Here is a 24,032-nt window from a genome sequence, read left to right as displayed (position 1 = left end):
CCTACTAATTTTCATTTAAGTTGTTGTACAATAATTCATATAGTTTCCGGCTATTTTTTTCCTCAAATACATCCACGCTCAGTAGATAGCAAGGGACAGACTTCAATAAGTCTTTGATATTTTCTTCAATTTGCTTAACCATAGCTGAAAATAACATGTAGTTTCTATCGCAGTACTCGAAAATATCTTGCTTAAGATTATAAGTTTGAATAGGGGCACCGAAGAACTGTATAACATCAAATGCTGTCTCTGGTTCACATTTGACGCACTCTAACTTTCCATCTGTATTTTTTTGAGTAATAATTATTGCATTTATTTTCATTGAAGCCGCAATATTATCAGACAAATACAATCTAAATGGATCTATATTGAATTCTCCTTTGGAAATTTGGCCTACATTGGCATTCTTAAATTCAAACCTTGTATCTGCTGGTATATTTCGAAAACGGAGATTCGAATGAATACCTTCCGCAACTAAATTCTTATCAATCAATACATGCGTATTTGTCAAAAATTTGGCTCCATGCTCCATCATCTGATGTAATAGAGTCGTCTTCCCTTGACTCCCTGGGCTTACTAATAGATATCCTGAATTTCCACATTGAAATGCACTTGCTTTAAGATGCAGCATGTTCTTTTCATAAGATAAGGTTGTCAGCAGCATTTTAATACAATATCGCCAAACGATTTTATCCAAATTTTTACCAAATAAATAAATCGTTCGATATTGCCTAATCATAATTACAGGTGGACCAAAATACTGTGCAGTATAATAACCTTTCCTCATAACACCGGCTCGCCAATCCTCTTCAACCCTATCAAATAACTCGTTAGGAATGGATGCAGTTTCATTGACATAGATCGTGAAGTCCTCGTTTATGAATTCAGAGGGTTGAAGATACTGATGTTCCGAAAAATATTTTCCAAAGTACTGATCCGGTTGATTAGTAACTAATTTCAGAATGAATGATCCTAGTGTAATATAGTGAGTTTTTTTCACATCGATATAAGCCAAGCATGCATGTTCCATTAAGCAGCTACCTCTCCACAGACAGCAGCCTTATGTATTCCTCTTTGGATAGTCCTGGAATCTCATAGCCGAAATAGTCTGTTCTTTCAAATAGTTCGAATTCTTCTAAAGTTTTGATTTGAGATATTTTTTGAAAAGGCACATATTCTTTCCATCTGTACTCTATATCCAGATCTTCAATAAACTGTTGTGTGTAATGAACATCTTCGGCAGTTTGACCAGGCAATCCTAATATCAAAAAACATCTTGGAATGATCCCGGAATCCTTCACCATAAGCAAAGATTCTTTTAACTTAGACTCATCATATGATTTTCGAATAGACCTTTGTAACGGCTTTGACAGAGTCTCAATACCGAAGCCGATTTTATAGCAGCCGGATTTTTTCATTAATCCAATGATTTCTTGATCAATTCTGTCAATTCGAGTAACAGTTCTCCATTTGCGAAGGGGATTGAGTTCCGATAGTAATTCGCATACTTGTTTAGCCCATTCTCTATCCTGGGTAAACGTTGTAGCATTGATGTAATATATGGCATCCTCCGGATTATTTTTAATAAAATCGCGAATCTGTTCTGGCGGTCTAGAATAAATGACTGATTCTGGAATTAGCGCTTTTTCTGCACAAAAACTACAGTTAAACGTACAGCCAATTTGAACCCCAATATCATATTGAGTAGGAGCGACCTTTAAATAGTGCTTCATAGGCATAATCTCTTGTGGTGGTAATGTCCATTCTTCCGGAGTCATTGGTTCGGCTTTGCAATAGATCCCTTCGTGTAAGTATTTATTGAATTCTTCGGGTTCCTGAACTAACTTTTTAATTGCCCGATACCAGTGTCCTGTAGATATGACAATATCAAAGTGTTCTGCAAACAACTCTGGATTCATTGGTACAATTGTTCCATACACCACTACCTTGGCGTCGCTTGTTTGTTTAATTAAATTTTTAAGCTTCACAGCATTTCGAACAGTATATGCCTCTAGTGGAATACAAACATAATCACTTTTCTTAAAAAGATTTGATATCTCTTTCTTTAGCATCTGTGTAACGCTCAAATCGATAATATGAACATTTGCAATATTATGGATATATCCTGCGGTTTCACATAAATATACAATATGTTTAAAAAGACTAGTTGGATTCCAGGGTTCTTGCGGCCAGACAAATGTCAGAGTTATTAATTTTGGATCAGCTGATACCTTACCGGGGTCTAATGTAAGAGGCATAATCACTCCTCCAAGCTTATAGTTTTTGTAACACAATAAAATGATTCACATAAGTATCTATTCTTTCTGAATTAACCTCTTCACAATAGGGACCTCCAGAAAAATATTCGATTACTTTGATTCTGCTGTTGTTATTGAAAAAATGATAAAAAGCTTTGCCATCAGGAAATTCTCTTCGGGCCTTAGGCCTATTTTCTTTCCAGCCCAATAAATCGGAGATAATTATAAACCCTCCCGTCTTCACCTGATCAATTAGTGATTCGATTACTTGTTTAGGATTGTGCAACAAATTTAGCGCATGGTTTGAAACTACTAAATCATATAGAGCTATTGGTTGTTTCCATTGCAGGCTGGATAAATCGGCTATTATCAAATTGGTATTGGTATTGTTCTTGGCTTTGATATGCAATAATCCAGTATCATCGCCATCTTCTTTCCAATTGTCGTTAAAGATTCGATAAGGAACACTAACATCCTTACCGCTGGAGATGAGCCTCCAAGCAAAAAATAAGTTGATAATGGAATAATCAATTAAATCAATTTGTGCATTGTGAAAAATAGTTGAAAATTCATATGAAAGCCGGGAAGGCCCACAGCCTGCATCCATAATATGCAGCGGGGAATGTACATGCTCATGCATATACCGTAATACTTCAGCTATAAAAGAAGAGTACACAGCCTCCGTATAAGAACGCTTAAACTGTCCATATCTGGAATATTGATATCTCACCAACCTATAGGCTTCAACAAAATCAAGATATTTTGTGGCCCTTCTATCACTGGAAGACAATATCGATTTCTGATTTGAACTCTTGCTGAATAATTTATCTCCGAGATAAGCCTGAAGTTCAGTTGCATACTGCCGTGTAATTTGAAAGTAGATATGGTCGCTATTCTGTTCGCACTCTATTTCCAGTTCATTAAAATATTGTTTCAATGAATGTAGGTATTGTTCATATTCCACTTGTGAAAATCTGTACTCTATATTCATTACTTTTCTCCTTGGGTAGATACATAGTTTTCAATCGGATAGTCTGGAAACCATAATTTTATTTCTCTTATTGAATTATCCAAAGTGTCTGAACCATGTATGAGGTTTCTACAGCTTCGATGTTCATAATCAGCTGCTTCAAATGAATCTATTCCCCAATCTCCACGAATGGTACCAGGAGATGATTTAGCAGGGTCAGTATTACCTATCATTTTTCTAGCCTTGTTAATAGCCCCGTCTCCCTCAAATATTGAAACAAGAACAGGTTTACCAATATAATAGTCATTCATTCTATCTAATGAATGCTGGCCACCAATAACGATTTGCTTATTATAATGCTGAGTTATTATTTTAGAAGTAGCCACTGTAAGATTCAGGGCAGAGAGAATTAATCCACTTTGCAGCAATATATTGAAGATAGGATATACAAGATTTCTTTCTAGGGCATCCGGTTTAAGCATAATAAGTGTAATACTGATCTCGATCTCCTCCTTCCAGATTGATACACAAATTTGTTAATTTGAAATTTTGATTGCATTTATTCCCAACAAAAAATCAAGAAATTCAAGTACATCCTTTTCATAATTTACAGATAAATCTTCATATTGGGATTTTATAGAGTTCAGAATCTCATCAATAGTTTTCACACTATCTAATTCATTCCAGATTAAATTCCCAGTATCATTAAGTTGATAAGCAGAAGATTCACCAAACAACAAAACCTGTTTAGCTATCATTCTGACTCGAAAGTTCAGATTTTTTTTATAAGTTATTTCCATTTTTATACTCCTCCCGCATCATTAATACTTGAAATAATACTGTTAATTAATGAAAGAGCTTGTTCTGAGCTGTTTTCTAAATTACCCTTGGAAAGTGAAACTGGGAAAAGGATTTCATTGCACTTGTTCAAAATTCTTGCTGCTTCCTGGTTTTCAATCGCAATTACTTTCATCATTTTATAAGTCCACTTGGTTCTGTCTATAGTCTGCTTCATGCTAAAAACATAGGCGGTCATTGCTAAAAGCAACGTCTCTCTTGCTATAAGATAAGCTGTTTCATATTCATGTTGCTCTAAGTTCCCTACTACATCATCGTAGGCATTATCAACATGATTCACATAGATTCTTGCCATTAATCTAAAATAATTGTTCTTATTTAGTTTTTCATATAGTTCTTTATATTTTGTGTCATTATATATGTTCTTGCTAATAATAAAACGATGAAGAAAGGATGTCAGCGCGGGACTATTATAGCCTTTAATTTTAAGCTGGTTGAAGGACCTTACATTTATATCTCCAAAATCAATGCTATTAACCTGATCAATTAATTCTTCCACTACATCAAGCAGCCAGTATTCAATGTCACAATTAACTCCCTCTAAGCGATTAAACCCAACTTTAAAATTCAACTGATCATATGTAATATTGATATCTTTTTCATTGAAATCCTGTGTAATAACGAAAAGATCCAAATCCGATTTACCATTTCCTATTCCTTGAACAAGAGAGCCGCTAGCGAAAACTATATCCTCATTTTTATAGGTAATTACATTCAAAATATCAGCTTTATATATAGACTTTGATATGGGAACCAGTTCAATCATTTGCCACACTCCTTAATTACTAATAAATATCCAAAGAAGCTCTTACTATAGATATTTTTTCGAATAATCTCATAAAAAAATACCCTGCGATAAAAAAAATGATACCTAAAAAAAGTTCGCCTATTAACAAGCTGGAAACATCAATAATTCGTGCTCCCTGAACGATCAAGCGAACTGCCTCAATTCCTCTAGTCAAGGGAATGACGTACGATACCTTTTGCAGAATGTCTGGAAGCTGACTGATAGGAAATTGTGCACCGCTAAGTATTAGCAATAAAAAATAGCAAAAATTCATCACTAAATTCAAATCCGGAATTATTGTTCCAACGGAACCAAGCATTAATCCAAAACCAACAGAAGCAAATACAGTAATCAACAAAGCAACAATCAATGCCAGTGGGTTAGTGTTATTAAATTGCACACCGAAAGCAACATAGCCAAAAAGCAATCCAAAACCAACTGTCAAAATAGCATCCACTACATGAATGAACGTTCTGCCTATATAGACAAAAAACTTGTTAGCGGGAGTAATTAAAACTAATTTTAATGTTCCAAATCTTCTTTCTTGAATCATAATAAAACCCACTCCAAATAAAGCATTGCTGCAGCTTAACAAAATTGCGTTGCTTATTACCCAAGGGGATAAATCATCTGTGTTATATATATATCTGGTTAGCAGAACAAAGAAAGTAATTTGAAAGAGTGGGTTTATGAGTTTTATTAAAATGAATGTTTTTATATCCATAATTCCATAAAGAGCTTTATAGGATATTACAGACTGGCGTACAAATCTTAAAAATATCGAGTTCATTAAAACACCCCTAATGTGCCTCTTTTTCTAATCAGAATATCAATATACTTAAAGAGCAGAATGCTAATTAAAAAATAAAAAACAATTAGAACTATCATGAAAATTAAGTCATTTGCAAAAAGTGTATGGGTACCAGACACAATGCTTTCCCTTAATAGTCGTGCAGCCCAAGTAGGAGGTAATATATAAGACAAGAATCGAGTCCACTCAGGAAGAATACTAATGGGAAAAGAGATTCCACATAAAATAAATATTGGATATTCCAGACAATTCATCAAAAGTCCTGAAACGCGGGATAGGGTTAACATGGTTGCTGCAAATAAAGATATGGATATAAACGATAATATTGTAACAACAGACGAAATAATAAAATGGCTATAATTCGCAATCTGAATTTGAATACCAAAAACAAAAACCACACAGATTAAACTTAAGATTACTGAGAACATGCCTAGTATTATATTTCCAAGGATCTTCCCTAAAAAAATAACTCGAAAATCACTCGGAGTTGAATAGATCAATTCTAAAGTTCCCATATATCTTTCTCTATCAATATCTCCTGCAGAAGAAAAAACAACAGAGCTCCATAGATTAATTATTCCTGCGCTTAGAACTATTTGCTCTCCAACGTTCGAACTGGTTGAATTTCGAAACATCATAAATAATAAATAGGAATAAAGTATCGGTTGAACTAACACTACGAATCTAAATGTAGACCTCGACAAACTCTGCTTTTGATGCAAGATTAAGCTGGCAACTATAACTCTTATATTCTCCATTGCTATTCCCTCACATAATTAACATAGACATCTTCCAGGCTTGCTTTTTTTGTTTCTATATTGACTATTATTGTTCCTTTCAAAAAGGGCATCAGATCATTCAATGCGATTGAAGGATTATTGGTTTGAATTCTCAAGATAAGTAAGTTTTCTGAATAGTCTTGCTTGATATAATGAATATGAGCATGGTCAATGAAACTAGAAAAATCCAAACGAACATTATTGACAATGCTTATTTCAATTACAGATAAATCTATATTTACTTTTTTGAGATTATCGGGGCTGTCTAACGCTACCACGCTCCCTTTGTTAACAATGGCTATTCGATTGCACAGCTCATCCGCTTCATACATATAATGAGTGGTTAGTACTATTGTTTTCCCGTTTTTCGAAAGTTTTTTAATGATATCTCTCAAATCTTTGGCACCTAAAGGATCTAATCCTATCGAAGGTTCATCTAAAAAAAGAATCTCTGGATCATTGACTAGCCCGCGGGCAATCTGTAATCGTTGTTTCATTCCTTTAGAATAGTTCTCCACTTTCTCATCTGCTCTGTCCGTCAAGCCAACCATATCGAGGAGTTCTTCAATTCTTTTCTTTTTTTGACGGTGGTCTATTTTATACAAATCGGAGAAATAACTCAAATTATCTCTTGCGGAAACTCTCCAGTATAGATTTCTCTCTCCTCCATAAATAAAGTTAATATAAGGCCTAATTTTCTTCTCTTCCCCAAATGGGCGATACCCTAACACACGTACCTCCCCAGAAGTTGGCGCCAGTAAAGTTGTCAAAATTTTAATTGTAGTAGTTTTCCCAGCTCCATTTGGACCAAGCAATCCGAAGACTTCTCCCCGATAAATATCCAGACTTAAATCATTTACGGCCCTTATCGACTCTTTTTTCTTTCTCAAAAAACCAGAGCTTGTATAATCTCTCACAAGATTTTTAATTTCGATAATCTTATCCATTACGGCTCCTTAATACTTTTATGGGTTTTAAAGTTGTTCAAGATGTTAAGCATGTTATTTATTACATGAGGAGAATTGTAAATTAAATGTGCCAAAATGCTAGGGATTAACGAATGTGAAAAAACGAACAACAAAGCTGATAACAATCCGAAAACAAATTGAATCAAAAAATCATATATGCTGAAACTGGATGATGACCATTTAGTTCCATAGTGTGATAAAAAAAATAAGAAAGCACTAAGAAATATATTGAGTGCTATCCTTGATGAAGGAGCTGTTTCAATGATGAAGTATCTAAAAAAATATTCTTCAGCAAATGGAACCGCACATAAAATAATGATTATATAAACTCTCTTCCACGAACTTTGATAAGTGTTGAAAGGGATAAAATCTTTGGACAAAGCAATTCTCCAGTCTTTCCACTTCGGAAGAATGCATGAAATACCCAGTAGGATGCCCAAAGCCACCCACGACCCACTTGCAGTATTCAGGAAATCAAGTTTTGCTTCTTTAAATAGAGGTAAGAAAAACGGAATAACATAAAGTGATCTTCTAATTACAAATAAATAATTCTCGTAGGGTTTATAGAATAATCTTCTGACATTACCAATAATTAATATAGTAAGCACCCAATAAAATAGAATATCCAAATATTCATAACCTATCGAAAATGAGAAAACCAAAAAAATTAGCACAGTGAGCCATTGTAGCACTTCATTAATTCTCATATAATTATTTGGACTAATCGTTATCACCTATTTGAAGTTAATAATAGTAGGTAGATGACATATACACGGCCATCTACCTCACTATTTATTGCAGCTTATGCTTCATGCGTAAGTGCAGCAGGAATCTGCACTTTAACTGCTTTGGGCTTCGTATACTTTTTCATATTTATCACCTCCTTTCGTATGAACTATGAGTATCATTCGTGAAAACACAAATTGTTTTTTTAAAAATTCATGTATAAATATGTATTTATGATAATATATATTAATCCTTTTCATTGTTTAATACATTGGGATATTTTGTATTTTACTGTCGAAATATATAAAAATTTGTCAAATATTTCGAATACTTAGTGAACATTTAAATTTATTATTTATTATAATTTAACTTAATTTCTATATATTCCCTAATATTCGAAGGATCAACTACGCACTTTTCTAGAGAAAAATTGACTTGCTCTGATATGAAACATAAAAAATAAACCTCCACTTCATTCATGGAGGTTTATGGATATAAGAACTGAAGAGTATCCGAATTTTGCTGTCCTTACCCTTTAACAGAACCGATCATAACCCCTTTTTCAAAATACTTTTGAATAAACGGGTACACGATTAGGATAGGCAAAGTGGATACAATGATAACCGCGTATTTGATCTGGTCTGCATACTGTTGAGCATAACCACCCGCTGCACCGCCGCTGCCCGCACCTTGCGAGAATACCTGGTTAGATAGAAGGATGTCTCTCAGAACAATTTGCAAAGGTTGTAGATCATTGCTACGGATATATACCAGCGCGGTGAAAAAATCATTCCAGTGGCCAACCAGATAATAAAGTCCGATAACAGAGACCACCGCTTTTGACAATGGCAGCGCAACCTTTATGAAAAACTTAAAATGACTGCACCCGTCCATAGAGGCCGCCTCATGCAGTTCCCTGGGAATCGAGTGCTCAAAAAAAGACCGCGTAATAATCAGGTTAAACACATTCACACAAAACGGAAATATAAATACCCACATTGTATCCGTCATATGCAGACCTTTCATCAACAGATAGGTTGGAATGAGTCCACCGTTAAAAAATAAAGTGAGTACAAAAACAAACATCAAAAAACGTCTGGCCCGGAACTCGGGTCTAGATAGAACATATGCGGCCGGTAATGTAAATAACAGGTTAACTGCAGTACCCACAAACGTATAAACGACTGTATTCTTATATCCGGTCCAGATTCGGGCGTCATGGAAGATTTCCTTGTATCCGAAGAAACTAATGTTCTTAGGGAACAAGGTGACTTGGCCGGTGGAGACTAGGGTAGAGTCACTTATAGAGGCAATGATTACGAAATATAGCGGATAGGCTACGATTAAAAATACGAAGGTACATAGTACAATAACAGCAAGGTCAAAGCACAGGTCGCCCAGACTTTTTTTGCTCAATAAAACCATGACGTTCTCCTCCTCTACCACAGGCTAATATCTGAGTACTTTCTGGAAAGAGCATTCACCACATACAGGAAAACAAAATTAATCACTGTATTGAACAGACCAATCGCTGCAGAATAACTGAATTGGTTACTGATGATTCCGATTTTGTATACATAGGTTGAAATTACCTCAGATACAGGAAGGTTCAAGGCGTTTTGCATCAGGAATACTTTCTCAAAGCCTGTACCGAGTACGTTGCCCATGCCCAGCACGAACAAAATCACAATGGTTGGTATAAGGGCAGGAATGTCCACATGCCTAATGGTCTGCCACCGATTCGCCCCATCAATTTTGGAGGAATCATATAATTGTGGATCTACGGTAGACAAGGCCGCCAGATAGATAATGCTGTTCCAGCCGCAATGCTGCCATATATCTGACAGGACATATACACCTACAAAGGTCTTTGTAGAACCCAGCAGGTTCACGTCCCCAAAGCCCGCAGCAGTCAGAATATAACCGATAATCCCCGTATTCGGAGATAGCAGGACATTTAACAACCCGACCATTACAACAATGGAGATAAAATGCGGTAAATATACGGTGGTCTGTAGTGTTTTTTTCGCTCTTTTCCACTTCACCTGATTCAGAAGAAGAGCCAGAATGATAGGTGCAGGAAAACCCAAGATAATGGTTGCTAAACTAATAAAAATGGTGTTTTTCATGAGATCTGCAAACAGGTAGCTGTCAAAAAATTGCTTAAAATAAAAAAGTCCTCGCCACTCCCCGCCTGTCAGCCCCTTCGTGAAATCATAATCACGGAAAGCTAATTGAATCCCGTACATCGGGATATAATTGAAGATAACAATAACAATAATTGCAGGTACAATCATGATCCATAATTGGTAATCTCGTTTGAGTGTACCCAACACCGTTTCTTTTTTCACTGTTTTTAGCTGGATGGTGTTCTTGTTGATTTTTTTGGTTTGTGAAATCATAAGGTACCCTCCTTAATGATCCCGGGGAGATGTTCTGTTCATCCAAGCATCTCCCCGAATCAAAATGCATTACTGTTTAGCTTTATATTCGTCGTAGTATTTTTGCATGATTTCTAAGTTTTGCGTCAACCCGGTTTTTCCAACGTTTTTCACATACTCATCCCACTCGGAATCAATTCCGCCATTTGTGATCCATTGCGACCATTTGGCTAGGGACAGGGACATCAGATTCGTATTATTCAGGCCCATCATACTGTTGTCAGCGGTACTGTATTTAAGGAACATGCTTGGCAATACATCATTTTCCTTATCAATAGCACTCAAAGCGCCTTGCAGCGGTTCCGTTTGTTTGCCTACGGACTGCATGTCGGTTCCCAAAGTAAGCTTTAAAGAGTCTGCAATATACATAGGACCGTTATCCGCCCATGAAGAGGTCCATTTCCATGTACCAGGATCCATTGCGGCATCAGCAGGCGGAAGTATCGTGAAGGAGCCGTCCCCATTATCAGAGATATTCGTACCTATCGAACCGAACAGCACCTGCATACTTACTTCAGGATCATACAACTCATTAATAAATTTCATGGCGGCTTCCTTATTCTTGGAGGATGCTGACATCTGCACCATGTTCATACCGTAATTCAGAGCGTTAAAGTCATAATCCCATGATAAGGTTTCTGACGAACTTGCCGAGACTTTTAAAGGTGACATCGATGTATATTGCGGACTAAGAGTGTTCCCCAAGCGGTCCGTCACTTCCCAGCCCCATGTAAACCCAACAGCGGCATTCTCACCGTTACCCCGAGCTACCGATTGGAATTTAGTGTAGTCCTGAGTAAATACTTCAGGGTTAATAAGTCCGGCGCTGTAGCATTTATTCAAGAAGGTCACCAGCGTTTTATATCGTTCATCGGTGAAGAAGTTTTTCACTACTCCATCTTCCAGGAAATATCCCAGTCCGCTGTTATCCGTTAATGTAATACCCGTGCTACCTAACAATACAGTAGGCATAAATGCACCTAGAGCTACTGTTCCGGTAGGCGCAAAATCCATTGGAATCTCATCGTTCGGATCGCCGTTTCCGTTCGCATCTTTTTCTTTAAACGCTTTCAAAACGTCATATAATTCATCCCAATTCGTCGGCATTTCCAGACCTAGATTATCCAGCCATTTCTGATTAATGAATTGTCTTGTAGTGGTTTCAGGCCAGAATCTTTGATATTTAGGCAGACCGTAAATTTTGCCGTCCGTTTGTGTAGCAATAACTTTGGTCTCCGGCTTTGCATCGAACATCACCTGAACATTGGGTGCATTATCCTTTATTAGTCCGGTTAGATCCTGAAATAATCCCTGAAATTGAGCAAAGTCAGCATCCGTAATCGAGTTAGGTCCGATGATCAGATCCGGAATATCACCGCTCGCAAGCAATGTACCCTTCTTCTGGTCCCAGTCGGCAGTGACCTCCTGCCATTCAATCTCAACGCCGGCACGATCCTCGGCATCCTGCAGCCATTTCATTTTTGAGAATTCTTGAGTTAGAGGATGTTTGGTCATGATTGCCGTTAACTTCACCTTGCCTTCCTTAGGTGTATTTCCCCCGCCAGCTTCATTTTCTTTAGTATTCCCGCCGCCACTGCAGCCTGCTACTGTAAATGCACTTAGACAAAGCACAAGACCCGCGATTAGAACTTTTCTCATTTCTCATTCCTCCAAGTGATCTATTTACCCCTTTGCGATTACAACTTTATAAGAGTTAAACGTGCTGAAATCCTCTGCTTTTACAACTAGGTTCAGTTGAGTCATTTGATCCTGGATCAGAACCTCTCTTGGTATTGATTCATCAATTAAGAGATCATTCAGGAAGATCAGTGCATTTTTATGTTCCGGGACTGCATTGAACTGTACCTGAGATGTTCCTTCGGGAATACGTAAGGTATAATCAGCTACTTTTGGATGGAACTCAGGAGACAGTTGCCCTATATCAAAGCTTAAAGAGGTTAAGTCCGCATTATTGTCATAGCTCTTCATCGTACGAAGTAAATCGTATATTCCATTCATTCCGTCTTTGGCAACGAACTTGACCTCCATCTGCTGTTTACGGTTCAATAACTCTGCCGGGAGTAAATACCGTACTTCATAAAAAGATCTTGTCACATAAGGTTCTTCCGACTCGCTCTCGCACAACCTTCCGTCCACATAAAGCTCGAAGGCCCTTCCTGTATTCCCAGAAAAACATAGGACGGATAAATAATTATCAACGTCAGGGATTACCTTCATTTGATAGCTGAACCATCCCCCTTCATGTGCTCGCCTAAAGGTGTATCCATCCCAAGTACCGACGGTTGTCCGTTCCCCATGTATTTGATGTACCAGCTCATATTGATCATTTCCCACAGGCAAACTGTCTATGGTAGCGTCTGCTGTTCTTTGATTCTTTTTAGTCTGCAAAAGATGCTGCTGGAGCTCCTCAGAATCTGCCTCCACAAGGCTCCAGTAGATTCCGTACCTTTCTTCATGCTGTTTATAATGGGGGGTAAATACCAAGTGTTCATCCTCATCGGTATTCCTCAACTTAAAGGCTAGCTCATCCTCTTTTTTCACAAAATGCTCCGAAAAATGTTCAAGCCACTGTTCTGCACTTATTCCCTTGGTGGTAATAAAATCTTTAATGAGCATGCTTTGGGTTGGGACGCTAACCATAACGCCTGTAGAGGACTTCACCATATCGTCTGCTCCTAGACCTGCACTCAGCACCACCGGACCGTATCGAAAACCTACTACATGCTTGGCATCCGGTAAGCTTTCATAAGAGGCAGCCATTGGAATTCTAACTTCGAGAAGATCTCCATCCCTCCATTGTCTATCCAGCAAGAGGTAATGATCCTGCAGTGAGCCTTGAATCCCTACACCATTTAAAGTGAGCTCGAGCGGACCCGCAGACCAGTAAGGCATACGAAGATGAAGGGCAAACTCCTTATCCAATGAATCTAAGGTATGGATTACAAACTGTACCGTATCTGTGTAAGGAAGGGTTGTAGATTGGATTAGTTGAATGCCGTTCTCTTCCCAAGTTAAGGTCGATCCAACGTATTGATTCACATAGAGGCTGATCCCGCCTTGAAAATAAATACTGTCGTTTAGCTTCGTAAAGCTTTCCATGCCTGTCCCTGTACAGCACCAGAAGTGTTCGAAAGGCGAGCTGTACACCTTGAAATATCCTGTAGCCATCGGTTGAAAATACATCGTCATCCCTGTCTCCGGGTTCTGTGAGGACAAAATGGCATTAATCAGAGTATTTTCGTAAAAATCAGCGTATTTCACGTCCCCCGTGATCTTGAAGAGCTCCCTTGTCAGCTTCAACATGTTGTAGCTATTGCAGGTCTCACACGTAAAGTTGGATCTTTCGCTGTTCAGGATACCGGGTTCACCAAAGTGCTCCCACTCACTGTTCCCGCCTGTGATATAGCTATGCTCATGCACGACCATATCCCAGAATTGTACGCAGGCCTCCAGATAAAAGGACTCACTCTCCCCTAATACCATATATCTGTTCAATGCACCCAGAAATTTCGGGATCGTTGTGTTTGCATGTCTGCCTTTTAGAATGTCATTTCCTTGCTGAACCGGTGTGAATAAGGTTAACTCATCAAAACGATGGGCTGCTTGAAGATGCCTCTCATCACCGGAACTTTTGTATAACTCATATAAACAATCATTCATCCCGCCATATTCAACCGACAATACTCTTGCATGAACTTCCGGGGTCCACCTCTCTGTCCGTTCTGCCACCCAATCTCCAAGCTTCTTTACAATGTCAAAAGCCTTCTGATTGTTTGTAGCCTCATACACGTCCAGAATTCCTGCTATAATCTTGTGCATGGTGTACCAAGGTACCCAGGCAGGTTGATTATTCTCCACATGGTCGAACAGCATTTCCGGAAATGCCGAAATGTATCCGTTTTCAAATTGTGAAGAGGACAACTCCTTGATCAGGTAATCCATCCGTTGTCTGAGTTCTGAATCTCTTGTATTGAGGTATGCCTGCGAACAGGCTGTCAAATAGTGCCCTAAGGTGTGCCCCTTAATTTCTGTACTTTCCCAGCCGGGGTATACAGCAGCCTTCGTATCCAAACCTCGATTTTCTCGAAAACCTGCTACCAGCCGATCCGAATTATAACTTTTTAAATACTCTATTTCTTTCGAAAAAGCATGAATGTGAACCTCGCTTGTCAGTTTAACCTGGTCCATACGAAAATCCTTCAGGCTGTTTTTTCTAATTGGGTTGGTGTAATTATTGTTGTTCTTCTCCATGTCTGATTCTCCAGTCTCCGATACAGTGTTGTTAGTAATCACCCCCGGCTTGTTTTAAGCTTACGCCCTTTTATATATAGAATAAATAGTTCAAAGTTCGAATATGTGTTAAAAGGTTAGTATTAATTTTCACGTACCCGTTCTAACCCGTATTTCAATAAAGTCAATTAATATATAGATTGTTAACGCTTACTATGTTATTTTTATGGTGAGTGATTAAGCTTACTGTGTGTAAAAAGGTTAGAAAAGGTGGTGGAATAATCACAATGATCGCTTATGAGCTTCTAGTTGACACACCTCTCACCATGGAGATTACAGGTAAGTTTATTGCCCCGTCTCCGGAATGGATTCATCTCTCCCGATCTTTGCAGGATTATGAACTAATCGTTGTTACTGAAGGTACCTTGTATATTGCTGGGGATAATAACCACTTTGTGGTGAATAAAGGCGAGTTCCTGCTTCTCCCACCGTTAACGAATCAGCACGGCTACAAAGCTTCTAATTGCAGTTTTTATTGGCTGCATTTTCACTCCAAACAGGCACTCAAAGTGGTTGAAATCTCCAATACAGCTCCCGTTAATAAGCCGGGTCTAATTGTTATTCCGCAGCGAGGGAAGCTCAACAATGTTGAGAAGATCATCGTAATGATGAAACAGCTTCAGGATTCAGTCCGCTGCTATAATGAGAAAACACTTAACGATTACATGTCAACGGTGATCCTATGTGAACTCCATAACCAGCTTACTTCCTCCCGGCTCAGTTCACTCAAACGATCCAAACAGGAGCAGCTCTATAATGATATTGTGGATCATATTAAATGGAATCAGCATGAGCAGATAAAGGTCTCAGAGTTGGCCGATTATTTTGGTTATAACGAAAAGTATCTCTCCCATCTGTTCACGACCATCTCCGGTGTGTCGTTGAAGCAATACATTCTGCAGCAAAAGATGGAGATGGCCAAATTTATACTTACCGACACCAATCAAAACATCAATGAAATCGCCTCACAGCTAGGCTACAAGGATTGCCATAATTTCATGAAATCCTTTAAGAAAATTGTAGGGTTAACAGCGACTGAGTTCAGAAATGCCTACTCCAAACGACTACTTTTCTATAAGTGACGGCACTCCGAGGATGATGTTGCGGTATCCATATGACAACGCAAAAAAAAGCACCTACCGATTAGAATCGATAGGTGCTTTCACTTATTATGCGGTCGAGAGGACTCGAACCTCCACGGTATTGCTACCACACGGACCTGAACCGTGCGCGTCTGCCAATTCCGCCACGACCGCATATTATGATGATTCCGCTCTCGCGGTCACAAGATAGATCATACCATGCTGAAAAATAATCGTCAACATTTTTTTGAATTTTGTTAATTCAGTTTATTTTCTGCATAAATATTGCTATCATAGTTCGGTTTGGGTTATAATGAGAACAAAGGTTCGCATCCTATAAATGAGGTGATTTATATGGCGACTACTAAGATATCTACTCAAGACGCAGCAAGGGATATAACTCAAGAAGAACTGTCACTCGTAAGAAGCTACCTGCTGCTAACTTTCATTCATAAAGTCTTTGAGCGTGATTGCCGTGTCATCGGTAAGAGTGGTCTGTTCAAGACACCACAGCTATATATGGAACTGGTATCCACCGGAGCCAAGAAGACGTCATTAATGCTGAAGGAGGTCAAGCGTGAGCTGGAGCTTCATGATCTAAGAATCGTTACTATTCTTCAGGATGTACAAGGCGTAGTCGCCCGGTACCATTGCAGAGAATGCCCTGGTGAACTTAATATTTTGTGGCCGGGCTTTCGCCGTGAAATGATGCTGCGAATGCGTGCCTATCTAGGCCTCGCCACTGAATTTTCCGTCCTCAACCGTGAGGAACATGCGGAACAGCTGGCAATGATCCTCTAAAGCTCCGTAAGACAAATAAGGCTCCCTACTCATTTTGCTATGAGCGGGGAGCTTTTTTATCGATGTAATATAGACTGTCTTAGGACAAGACATCTGCCCTAGGTTCAGTAAAAGGCTGGAAGATATAATTCCGGTCCAGCTTCACCACCCGACGGTTCGGGCGGCGGATCATGACTTGAGTTTCGTCCCAGGCCAGTACAATCCCCTTAATATCATTACTTTCCAATCCGTCACGTACCACACGAATTTTCTCCCCTGAGATTCGGTATTCATTCAGTTGTTCATCACTAATCATCCTCTATATCCCCCTTCCTTCATACTATGTCCATTTCCTATCCAAAGAAAAACCAGGAGCCGGACACACAGAGTATAAAAAAGACCACAATGATAAATCATTGGGTCTCATGTAAGCAATAAAAAGAGATTATGCCTCTCTCATCCAATTCACCTATATCAGCGCTTCATTCTTCTCAAACCAAAAGTCGAGAACTTTAGCAGACATCACTCGTGTTTCAAGATACTCCACTTGCTTGGCTGTAAACTTCTCCCTCCAGGAGTAGGACAGCTCCTCACAAAGCCCTTTGATGGTCAGCAACTCTGACCAGGCTACATAGCGTTTGTACCAAAAAAACTGAGGATGTTCAATCATATAGGGATAAAGATCATCAAACTCCGTATGTTTGCAATCCAAAGCGCGCTCGAAGTGATCCTTAGCCTCGGTTAATTTATCAATAAAAAATTGCTCTGTCACCGGTTCTTTCCCCATTGTGACGCCTCCTCTCCTATGTCTATTTTTTATTATAAAGGAAAACTCAGAGGGTGAAAAGCAGTTGTTTCAAAATTGGGTACATTTCCCTCTTAATCGTCAAAAACAATCTTACCTTCACTTAGAGACATAATTCTAACCAAAGACTCCAAACGAATGCCTTGCTCTCTGATTGTACGGGCACCTGCTTGAAAGCTCTTTTCAACAACTACGCCCAACCCCACAAGCTCAGCCCCTGAGCGTTGAATGATCTTAATTAGCCCGCGTGCTGCATCACCGTTCGCTATAATATCATCTATGAACAAGATCTTATCCTCTGGCCCTATAAACTGGCGTGATAACATAATGTCGGTAACAATACCTTTGGTGAAGGAAGGTACTCTCTCGCACAATGCATCTGGATCAGCGAGCAAAGTCTTCTTGCGGCGTGCAAATACCAGCGGCACATTCATTACAAACGCGGTGGCAAATGCTACGGCAATACCCGAAGACTCCACGGTAACAATACGGGTAACCCCACTATCCGCAAATCGCTCAGCAAACTCCCGTCCCATATCCATCGTCAACTGGGGATCAACCTGATGATTCAGCAGAGCATCCAGTTTCAATACCTGATCCGAAATGACGATACCCTCTTCCAAAATCCGCTGCTTCAATACTTCCATGATTTCGAACCTCCAATACCTTTATAATTGCAGACCTTCCGCTGTAATAAATACCCACAGTCAGGGACAGGCGGAAGTCATGTCCTTCTGTTCCTCATCATAACCTGTACTATATGGACTGCACAAGGCAATCCTGCTAAAGACACACGGAGGGAGATCCATGAAATGAAAACAAAGGTCCGCACTTTACAGATTGCTTTCACTTATATTGGCACAATAGTCGGTGCCGGTTTTGCTACAGGACAGGAGATTCTTCAGTTTTTTACTCAATACGGCCGCTGGGCAATGCTGACCATTCTGGTATCCACGATGCTATTTATGTGGTTAGGCACCAAAATGATGATCATCGCACAGCGAATCAAAGCCGAATCCTATGAAGACTTCAATCGGCATCTATTCGGAGATTATGCCGGAAGCCTTATAAGTCTCTTTACACTTATCATTTTAATTGGTGTCAACAGTATCATGCTGGCAGGGGCAGGAGCTATCTTCGAAGAGCATCTTGGACTCCATTATCAAACCGGGCTGCTGCTGACAATCGTAGGATCTTATTTTCTTTTAAGACGAGGGATTTCCGGCATTATGCAAATAAACAGTACGGTTGTACCGCTGATGCTTACCCTATCAATCATCATCGTGATTAATACCCTTAAAATACCTGAAGCAGGACATTTCTTATGGCTTGATACAGAACGTAGCCCGATTCGGGCCTGGTTATCACCAATACTGTACACTGCCTTTAATCTAGGGATGGCTCAGGCTGTACTGGTTCCCCTTGCACGCCATACCAAGGATGTCAGAGCACTCAAATGGGGTGGAATCCTCGGTGGTGCTGGTATTGGTTTTATGTTGTTGACTGCACATTTCGCGATGAGTTCACAAATGCCTGGGATCCTACAATTTGAGATTCCAATGGGCAGCATTGCTTTTCAATTGGGCAGTATTGTACAGATCGTATACTTACTGCTTATTTCCCTAGAAATTTTCAGTACCTTTGTTGCTGACATTTATGGGGTCACGGTACAGCTTAAACAGCATTTGGCCATTGCACCAAAGCTTATCACACCGGGCGTGATGATCATCTGTTATGCCCTGAGCCAATTTGGCTTCAGTTCACTGCTATCCCTGTTCTACCCAATATTTGGAGGGTTATCCATTGTGTGGGTATATAAGCTAATCCTCAGTCCGATGACCCCTCCCCCTAAAAATAAAAATGACTCTAAAGATAGTGGCCATATTTACCTACATGCTAAACCTGTAACACGAACTACACGGAAATAATCTTTGCAGCAGGAATCAACGCGGCTGCCGCTTCAGCAACATGCCGATGGCAGGTCATCATCACAACCTGCCTGGAAACGGATAATTTGCCGAGTAATGAAAGGGCTGCATGCAGCCGTTGCTCATCAAAGTTAACGAATAAATCGTCAAACAGCAGTGGTAAAGGAGCCTGATGCGTCATCGTCTCCGCTAGAGCCAGTCTTAGAGCCAGATACAACTGCTCTGCGGTTCCTCTGCTGAGCAGACCGCTGTCCACTAAGCCAGCATCCCTGTGCTCTGCTTTGAGTACCTTGTGTCCTAGTGTCATTACGACCCGCCGATATTCCCCTTCAGTCAAGTGCTCAAAATAAGCGGATGCGAGCAGTAATACCTGTGGTTGCTTCTCCTGCTCATAAATCCGGCGGGTTCTACCTATTAATTCGGCTGCTAGAACAGTAATCGCATATTGCTCCGCAAGGTCCCTTAGTGCAGCGCGCTGCTCCTCCAAGCGCTGAAGCGGGGAATCTTCGAGGCAGCGCTCCTTCAGGTTTGCTTGTTCCTGGAGGAGCTTTCCCCGCTGCTCCAGAAGACGGTTCCGTCTTTGCTCTTCCTCCACTGCAGCAGTCTCCAGTATTAGATATTCTTCATTCAGTACTGAAGAATCCATATGATCCAGAAGCTTCAGGACTTCTTCTGTCCCCTCGGCATCGAGACCGCCGAACATGGCAATCTCCCATTGCCTGATAGACTTGATTAACTCTATACGTTGCTGGGCAGTAGCCGCTCGACGCAGGAAGTCTTCCCCGTTCACGGCCTCCCCTTCAATTAGTAAGTCCCTGCATCGTACTTTCAATTCCTCAAGCTCCCGGCGGCTCTCGACTAGTTCATCTTCTACTTTAATCAAGCTTAGGGTCAGACTTTCACGGCGCAGCATTCTCGCCTTCATCTGATCCCACTCGTTCTTACGTGCCTCTAGCCAACTAAGACGTGTTATGGGATCTATTTCTGTTCCACATTGAATAGCCAGAGCCCGGCACTCCTCTTCGAAGACCGTACACTCCTGCTCCAGCTCCTTCAATCGATGCGATAATTTGCTTTCCTGGCGCAGCAATTCATTACCTTGTTCTACAGTGCTGAATATATCAGGCAGCCCTTCAGGCGATAACCCGTCAGGCAGGTTATGCTCCTGCAGCCATTGTTCATATCGCGCAGCAGTGTCTTGAAAGGATCTCTCCGCTTGGTCCAGCTCGTCCGCAAGCACCTTTTCCTGCCCGGTCAAGGACTCCAATTCTGTTCGGGCAGCATCGCGGTCCTGCGTAAGCTTCACCAAGCGTTGCTGCCAGGCTCCCCAAGCATCCATTAGCTTGCGGAGATCCTTCATACCCGCCTCCAGCCCGCTTGCATCAGGGCTGGCGGCGGTTGGGTTGGCGGTTGACCGGCGCAGCGCCGGTCGGCCGCTTGGGTCGCTCTCCGGCGCAGCGCCGGAGAGCAGCAGCCCCCGCAGCCGAAGCATCTCGGCTGCGCTGCCGTCCCCGCCGAGCTCTGGCGGGGACAGGGACGGCCGGCGCTGCGCAAGCACGCCGGCCCAAAGGGCCAGATCGGCGGCGGCCAGCAGGCCTAGCACGATCCAGGCGCTGACCGGCGGCGCACCGGTCAGCCACAGCGCTGACGGCAGCAGCGCCGTCAGCGCTGCGCCGGCGAGCAGCAGGCGCCGATAGAGCGAAGCCATGCGCTGGCGCAGCATGGCCTCGCTCTCGCCGCCGCGGCTGCTCTGCGGCGTGCGCAGCAGGCCTTCGCGCCAATGTTCGGCGGCCTGCTGCAGCTCATCCCACAGCTGCGCTGTTTCATGCGCGCTTACGGGACGCAGCGCGGTGAACAGCTCTGCACCTGCGGCTTGCTCCCGCGCCAGTGCCCGATCCGCAGCCTGCAGCCCCGCGGCTGAGGCGGCAAGGTGCGAGCGCAGAGCATGCCGCTCCGCACCAAATCCCTCCATGCGGCGGTCATAAGCCGCAAATGTCGCCGCATAACGCCGCGCAGCTTCACGGTCTACTGCCGCTCCAGGAAACGAAGCCAGCTCGGAAGAGCTCCAATCGGTATGGATGGTTCGCAGTAGCCTCCCCAGATGATCCTGTACCGACCGAAGTTCGCCTACAAGCCGCTGCCGTTCCAATCTTCGATCCTCATAGCCTCCTCGACGGCGGTCCAGACTCTCAATTGCCGGCCCTTGTGCGGTAAGAAGCTCATCAGGCTGAGTCTTTTCAAATTCCGCAAGGAGCTCCCTTTGGTTTCGCTCTAATCGGGCAACTAACCCATCCGCATTTCTGATTTCTATTTCTAGACCTTCCCAACGAGCCACGGCATCCTGCGGGAAGGAGTCTAGAATCGGCAGTTCTGTAAGCTCAAGCCGAGCTTCGCTCCATTTCAGCCAAACTTCACGAATTTCCAAAGCCTTCCGCAGCCGATTAAGTCGAATGCTGGTATGAACGCGGCTCATTTCCAACTCCGACAGTTCATTCTCCGTTGCTGCAAGCACAGTAATGTTCTCGTTGTAGCGCGGTAAATAAGATCGACTCTCCGTAATTTGAAGCTCCAGCTTCTCCATATCCTGCAATATTTTAGCCACTTCCTGCAGCTTGCCTCGCGGCTTATACAGCCTTTCGGCCTCCGCAAGAAGTCGCCGCTCCGCGCGCATGATATCACCGCCGCCGCCCATTCCCGCATGGAATAAATAGCTGCTCATTTCTTCCGATTGGAGTGCGCCCAGCTGCTGAAGCTCGTCCAAGGTAACGGCAAACAATTGACGGAACATCGTGCGTGAGATGCCACCAAGTAAATTTCGTTCCAGCTCGGTCTGGCCCAGCTCTTCTATCGTTCCATCCTGACGGCTTAAGGTTACGGTCAGCTTTTCATTCTTGCCCTGTCCTGAAGGACCCGCATTATAACGGTGAATTCTCCAGCTTCCACCCTCCCCGTCAACGGCGGTCATGACACCTCCGTGAAGACCTCCCGTAACCGGCTCATATCTCTCATGCGGATTACTCCGCGAAGGAATGCCAAACAGCATAGAGCGCATGAATTGAAGCATGGTACTTTTGCCCGCCTCATTACGCCCGTAAAGCACCGTTACCCCATCCCCTAATTCGATCTCTACATTACGAAGACGGCCAAAACCGCTAATCTCCAGCCGCTGAATTTTCATATATCCAGACCTCCATCATGACCGTGAAAAGCCGTTTTGTGTTCATCCTTCCCGGACTCTTCCATTCCGCTCAGCAGCGTTGCTCCTAGTTCAGCAGCCCGTTCCAGCCAGTTACGCTTCTCTTCCACTCCGGTCTCAGACAAAAGCCTTCTCAACTCCCGGTTCTCCATCATAGGCGCGAGAGCTGTGCGAAACAAACCATCGAGCTCTTCCGTAGACTCTTTACTGAAATTTGCGAAACGGAGTAGCTCACCCAGAAAACTATCCTCCTGCAAAAGTCGTTCTTGATCCATCTCCACACCGGTTTCTAAGGTGAAACCCTCTGTCCATACTAATCCCTGAAATGCCTTTTGTTCCGCTTTGACCCCTTCACGGCGCTGCAGCTCACTTAATAGATCAGCCACGGCCCCTTTTTCAGTTAGCAGCCTGTGAACTAAACCTCGACCTGTTAACCGAAACCGGACTACGGACATCATCTGAGGATACTCTCCTCTAATTGCCTCTAAGGCCTGTTCAATTGCTTCAATCCACTGAGTTTCATCCTTCAGCCCTTGAATGGATACTTCCCGGACTTGCCAGCGTACAACATCCAGTTCATGGAACTTAAGGGAAGAAGCGCCGTCTTCATCCACATCAACTACGTAACAGCCCTTTGCTCCGGTTTCCTTGATGCTTCGCCCCTGGATATTCCCCGGATAGACAATAAAGGGGCGTTCATGCAAAATACTTCTTGTATGTATATGCCCCAGCGCCCAATAATCATAGCCTTTTTCAATTAGATCCTTTCGGCTGCATGGAGCGTAAGTTTCATGTTGTAGATCGCCGTCGACATTACAATGATGCAGAGCGATGTGGTACAAATCAGATCCCGGCTTACGTTCAAATCTTTGTGCCGTGTTCTCTGTCACCTTCATGGTGGGGTAGGAAAGTCCACTTATAATAGCAACCTCACACCCGTCAGAACGTCGCGTAGCGGTTACATTTTCAGGAGTATCACTGCCAAACACCGTTACATGCTTCGGTGGATTACTGACCAACCGCGGCCCATCCAACGGATCGTGATTTCCATGAATTATGAACACACCAATACCCGCACTTCCCAACTCCTGAAGTGCCTCCTGAAATCTGAGCTGTCCCTGCAGTGAAGAATCAGAGACATCATATACATCTCCGCTAATTACCACAAAATCAACCTGTTCCTTAATGGCCACGCCAACAAGCCGCCCGAGGGCGGCAAAGGTGGACTCCCGTAGCAGCGATCTTACAGCTGGCGGTATATGAGCCAGCCCGGTAAATCGGCTGTCTAAATGTAAATCTGCAGCATGTAGAAAACGGAACGGAATCATAGCT

The 24,032-nt window shown here is 42.0% G+C and carries 22 protein-coding genes and 1 tRNA gene; 3 read left to right on the top strand and 20 right to left on the bottom strand.

Annotation, left to right across the window (positions count from 1 at the left end):
- Nucleotides 1-4 precede the first annotated feature (4 nt).
- The 14 genes from PWYN_RS28205 to PWYN_RS16855 form a co-directional block, all read right to left on the bottom strand.
- Complete coding sequence (locus tag PWYN_RS28205; RefSeq protein ID WP_052088051.1) at nucleotides 5-1,030, bottom strand: hypothetical protein; 1,026 nt, start codon at nucleotides 1,028-1,030, stop codon at nucleotides 5-7.
- Nucleotides 1,031-1,037: 7 nt separating this feature from the next.
- On the bottom strand, nucleotides 1,038-2,258 hold the full coding sequence (locus tag PWYN_RS16915) for a B12-binding domain-containing radical SAM protein (RefSeq protein WP_036654462.1): 1,221 nt from the start codon (nucleotides 2,256-2,258) through the stop codon (nucleotides 1,038-1,040).
- A gap of 16 nt (nucleotides 2,259-2,274) precedes the next feature.
- Nucleotides 2,275-3,249: a methyltransferase domain-containing protein gene (locus PWYN_RS16910; protein WP_036654458.1), complete on the bottom strand. Its 975-nt coding sequence runs from the start codon at nucleotides 3,247-3,249 to the stop codon at nucleotides 2,275-2,277.
- Nucleotides 3,249-3,710: a nucleoside-diphosphate kinase gene (locus PWYN_RS16905; protein WP_036654454.1), complete on the bottom strand. Its 462-nt coding sequence runs from the start codon at nucleotides 3,708-3,710 to the stop codon at nucleotides 3,249-3,251. Before PWYN_RS16905 ends, PWYN_RS16910 begins: the two co-directional genes overlap by 1 nt.
- Nucleotides 3,711-3,764: 54 nt before the next feature.
- Nucleotides 3,765-4,028, bottom strand: a complete 264-nt coding sequence (locus tag PWYN_RS16900; protein WP_036654452.1) for a PqqD family protein — start codon at nucleotides 4,026-4,028, stop codon at nucleotides 3,765-3,767.
- A gap of 2 nt (nucleotides 4,029-4,030) precedes the next feature.
- Nucleotides 4,031-4,852, bottom strand: a complete 822-nt coding sequence (locus PWYN_RS16895) for a hypothetical protein (protein WP_036654450.1) — start codon at nucleotides 4,850-4,852, stop codon at nucleotides 4,031-4,033.
- Between the two features lie 19 nt (nucleotides 4,853-4,871).
- The gene (locus tag PWYN_RS16890) at nucleotides 4,872-5,663 is read right to left on the bottom strand and encodes an ABC transporter permease (protein WP_036654447.1); all 792 of its coding nucleotides are present in this window, start codon (nucleotides 5,661-5,663) and stop codon (nucleotides 4,872-4,874) included.
- On the bottom strand, nucleotides 5,663-6,442 hold the full coding sequence (locus PWYN_RS16885; RefSeq protein ID WP_036654446.1) for an ABC transporter permease: 780 nt from the start codon (nucleotides 6,440-6,442) through the stop codon (nucleotides 5,663-5,665). The genes PWYN_RS16890 and PWYN_RS16885 overlap by 1 nt, the downstream gene beginning before the upstream one ends.
- Before the next feature lie 2 nt (nucleotides 6,443-6,444).
- A complete protein-coding gene (locus tag PWYN_RS16880) occupies nucleotides 6,445-7,410 on the bottom strand; it encodes an ABC transporter ATP-binding protein (RefSeq protein WP_036654444.1) in 966 nt (321 codons plus the stop codon).
- Nucleotides 7,410-8,138 (bottom strand): CPBP family intramembrane glutamic endopeptidase, encoded by a 729-nt coding sequence (locus PWYN_RS30675; protein ID WP_036654442.1) that lies wholly within the window; start codon nucleotides 8,136-8,138, stop codon nucleotides 7,410-7,412. Before PWYN_RS30675 ends, PWYN_RS16880 begins: the two co-directional genes overlap by 1 nt.
- Nucleotides 8,139-8,685: 547 nt before the next feature.
- Nucleotides 8,686-9,582 (bottom strand): carbohydrate ABC transporter permease, encoded by an 897-nt coding sequence (locus tag PWYN_RS16870; RefSeq protein ID WP_036654440.1) that lies wholly within the window; start codon nucleotides 9,580-9,582, stop codon nucleotides 8,686-8,688.
- A 14-nt stretch (nucleotides 9,583-9,596) separates the two neighbouring features.
- Nucleotides 9,597-10,559, bottom strand: a complete 963-nt coding sequence (locus PWYN_RS16865; RefSeq protein WP_084146766.1) for an ABC transporter permease — start codon at nucleotides 10,557-10,559, stop codon at nucleotides 9,597-9,599.
- Between the two features lie 69 nt (nucleotides 10,560-10,628).
- Nucleotides 10,629-12,257 (bottom strand): extracellular solute-binding protein, encoded by a 1,629-nt coding sequence (locus tag PWYN_RS16860; RefSeq protein WP_036654438.1) that lies wholly within the window; start codon nucleotides 12,255-12,257, stop codon nucleotides 10,629-10,631.
- 24 nt (nucleotides 12,258-12,281) lie between these two features.
- Complete coding sequence (locus PWYN_RS16855; RefSeq protein ID WP_036654436.1) at nucleotides 12,282-14,870, bottom strand: beta-L-arabinofuranosidase domain-containing protein; 2,589 nt, start codon at nucleotides 14,868-14,870, stop codon at nucleotides 12,282-12,284.
- Nucleotides 14,871-15,136: 266 nt separating this feature from the next.
- Here PWYN_RS16855 and PWYN_RS16850 point away from each other — a divergent pair, with 266 nt between their 5' ends.
- Nucleotides 15,137-15,991: an AraC family transcriptional regulator gene (locus tag PWYN_RS16850; protein ID WP_036654431.1), complete on the top strand. Its 855-nt coding sequence runs from the start codon at nucleotides 15,137-15,139 to the stop codon at nucleotides 15,989-15,991.
- A 90-nt stretch (nucleotides 15,992-16,081) separates the two neighbouring features.
- Here the strand turns inward: PWYN_RS16850 and PWYN_RS16845 are convergent.
- Nucleotides 16,082-16,165: transfer RNA gene (locus tag PWYN_RS16845), tRNA-Leu, on the bottom strand.
- Between the two features lie 180 nt (nucleotides 16,166-16,345).
- Here PWYN_RS16845 and PWYN_RS16840 point away from each other — a divergent pair.
- A complete protein-coding gene (locus PWYN_RS16840; protein ID WP_052088050.1) occupies nucleotides 16,346-16,792 on the top strand; it encodes a YhjD family protein in 447 nt (148 codons plus the stop codon).
- A 79-nt stretch (nucleotides 16,793-16,871) separates the two neighbouring features.
- On the opposite strand, the gene PWYN_RS16835 is transcribed toward PWYN_RS16840, so the two are convergent.
- The 3 genes from PWYN_RS16835 to PWYN_RS16825 form a co-directional block, all read right to left on the bottom strand.
- Entirely contained in the window at nucleotides 16,872-17,087 is a 216-nt protein-coding gene (locus PWYN_RS16835; protein WP_036654430.1) for a hypothetical protein, read from the bottom strand.
- 153 nt (nucleotides 17,088-17,240) lie between these two features.
- Nucleotides 17,241-17,558, bottom strand: coding sequence for a hypothetical protein (locus PWYN_RS16830; protein WP_036654428.1), 318 nt, complete (start codon nucleotides 17,556-17,558; stop codon nucleotides 17,241-17,243).
- 92 nt (nucleotides 17,559-17,650) lie between these two features.
- On the bottom strand, nucleotides 17,651-18,223 hold the full coding sequence (locus PWYN_RS16825; RefSeq protein ID WP_036654426.1) for a xanthine phosphoribosyltransferase: 573 nt from the start codon (nucleotides 18,221-18,223) through the stop codon (nucleotides 17,651-17,653).
- Nucleotides 18,224-18,388: 165 nt separating this feature from the next.
- Here PWYN_RS16825 and PWYN_RS16820 point away from each other — a divergent pair, with 165 nt between their 5' ends.
- Nucleotides 18,389-19,504 carry a YkvI family membrane protein gene (locus PWYN_RS16820; protein WP_036654424.1) on the top strand — a complete coding sequence of 372 codons (1,116 nt, stop codon included), beginning with the start codon at nucleotides 18,389-18,391 and terminating at the stop codon, nucleotides 19,502-19,504.
- Here the strand turns inward: PWYN_RS16820 and PWYN_RS16815 are convergent.
- On the bottom strand, nucleotides 19,491-22,682 hold the full coding sequence (locus PWYN_RS16815) for an AAA family ATPase (RefSeq protein ID WP_036654422.1): 3,192 nt from the start codon (nucleotides 22,680-22,682) through the stop codon (nucleotides 19,491-19,493). The genes PWYN_RS16820 and PWYN_RS16815 overlap by 14 nt on opposite strands.
- On the bottom strand, nucleotides 22,679-24,028 hold the full coding sequence (locus PWYN_RS16810; RefSeq protein WP_052088049.1) for a metallophosphoesterase family protein: 1,350 nt from the start codon (nucleotides 24,026-24,028) through the stop codon (nucleotides 22,679-22,681). The genes PWYN_RS16815 and PWYN_RS16810 overlap by 4 nt, the downstream gene beginning before the upstream one ends.
- Nucleotides 24,029-24,032 lie beyond the last annotated feature (4 nt).

It is taken from the genome of Paenibacillus wynnii, from assembly GCF_000757885.1.
Classification (GTDB): domain Bacteria; phylum Bacillota; class Bacilli; order Paenibacillales; family Paenibacillaceae; genus Paenibacillus_AQ; species Paenibacillus_AQ wynnii.
This window is presented reverse-complemented; position numbering and strand designations above follow the sequence as displayed.

Bases quoted from the DNA above. Each gene is read 5' to 3' on its own strand.
- PWYN_RS30675 (WP_036654442.1), bottom strand. From the start codon at position 8,138: ATGAGAATTAATGAAGTGCTACAATGGCTCACTGTGCTAATTTTTTTG.
- PWYN_RS16855 (WP_036654436.1), bottom strand. From the start codon at position 14,870: ATGGAGAAGAACAACAATAATTACACCAACCCAATTAGAAAAAACAGC.
- PWYN_RS16815 (WP_036654422.1), bottom strand. From the start codon at position 22,682: ATGAAAATTCAGCGGCTGGAGATTAGCGGTTTTGGCCGTCTTCGTAAT.
- PWYN_RS16825 (WP_036654426.1), bottom strand. From the start codon at position 18,223: ATGGAAGTATTGAAGCAGCGGATTTTGGAAGAGGGTATCGTCATTTCG.
- PWYN_RS16895 (WP_036654450.1), bottom strand. From the start codon at position 4,852: ATGATTGAACTGGTTCCCATATCAAAGTCTATATATAAAGCTGATATT.
- PWYN_RS16810 (WP_052088049.1), bottom strand. From the start codon at position 24,028: ATGATTCCGTTCCGTTTTCTACATGCTGCAGATTTACATTTAGACAGC.
- PWYN_RS16885 (WP_036654446.1), bottom strand. From the start codon at position 6,442: ATGGAGAATATAAGAGTTATAGTTGCCAGCTTAATCTTGCATCAAAAG.
- PWYN_RS16915 (WP_036654462.1), bottom strand. From the start codon at position 2,258: ATGCCTCTTACATTAGACCCCGGTAAGGTATCAGCTGATCCAAAATTA.
- PWYN_RS16905 (WP_036654454.1), bottom strand. From the start codon at position 3,710: ATGCTTAAACCGGATGCCCTAGAAAGAAATCTTGTATATCCTATCTTC.
- PWYN_RS16910 (WP_036654458.1), bottom strand. From the start codon at position 3,249: ATGAATATAGAGTACAGATTTTCACAAGTGGAATATGAACAATACCTA.
- PWYN_RS16890 (WP_036654447.1), bottom strand. From the start codon at position 5,663: ATGAACTCGATATTTTTAAGATTTGTACGCCAGTCTGTAATATCCTAT.
- PWYN_RS16865 (WP_084146766.1), bottom strand. From the start codon at position 10,559: ATGATTTCACAAACCAAAAAAATCAACAAGAACACCATCCAGCTAAAA.
- PWYN_RS16860 (WP_036654438.1), bottom strand. From the start codon at position 12,257: ATGAGAAAAGTTCTAATCGCGGGTCTTGTGCTTTGTCTAAGTGCATTT.
- PWYN_RS16830 (WP_036654428.1), bottom strand. From the start codon at position 17,558: ATGGGGAAAGAACCGGTGACAGAGCAATTTTTTATTGATAAATTAACC.
- PWYN_RS16880 (WP_036654444.1), bottom strand. From the start codon at position 7,410: ATGGATAAGATTATCGAAATTAAAAATCTTGTGAGAGATTATACAAGC.
- PWYN_RS16900 (WP_036654452.1), bottom strand. From the start codon at position 4,028: ATGGAAATAACTTATAAAAAAAATCTGAACTTTCGAGTCAGAATGATA.
- PWYN_RS16820 (WP_036654424.1), top strand. From the start codon at position 18,389: ATGAAAACAAAGGTCCGCACTTTACAGATTGCTTTCACTTATATTGGC.
- PWYN_RS16850 (WP_036654431.1), top strand. From the start codon at position 15,137: ATGATCGCTTATGAGCTTCTAGTTGACACACCTCTCACCATGGAGATT.
- PWYN_RS16870 (WP_036654440.1), bottom strand. From the start codon at position 9,582: ATGGTTTTATTGAGCAAAAAAAGTCTGGGCGACCTGTGCTTTGACCTT.
- PWYN_RS16840 (WP_052088050.1), top strand. From the start codon at position 16,346: ATGGCGACTACTAAGATATCTACTCAAGACGCAGCAAGGGATATAACT.
- PWYN_RS28205 (WP_052088051.1), bottom strand. From the start codon at position 1,030: ATGGAACATGCATGCTTGGCTTATATCGATGTGAAAAAAACTCACTAT.
- PWYN_RS16835 (WP_036654430.1), bottom strand. From the start codon at position 17,087: ATGATTAGTGATGAACAACTGAATGAATACCGAATCTCAGGGGAGAAA.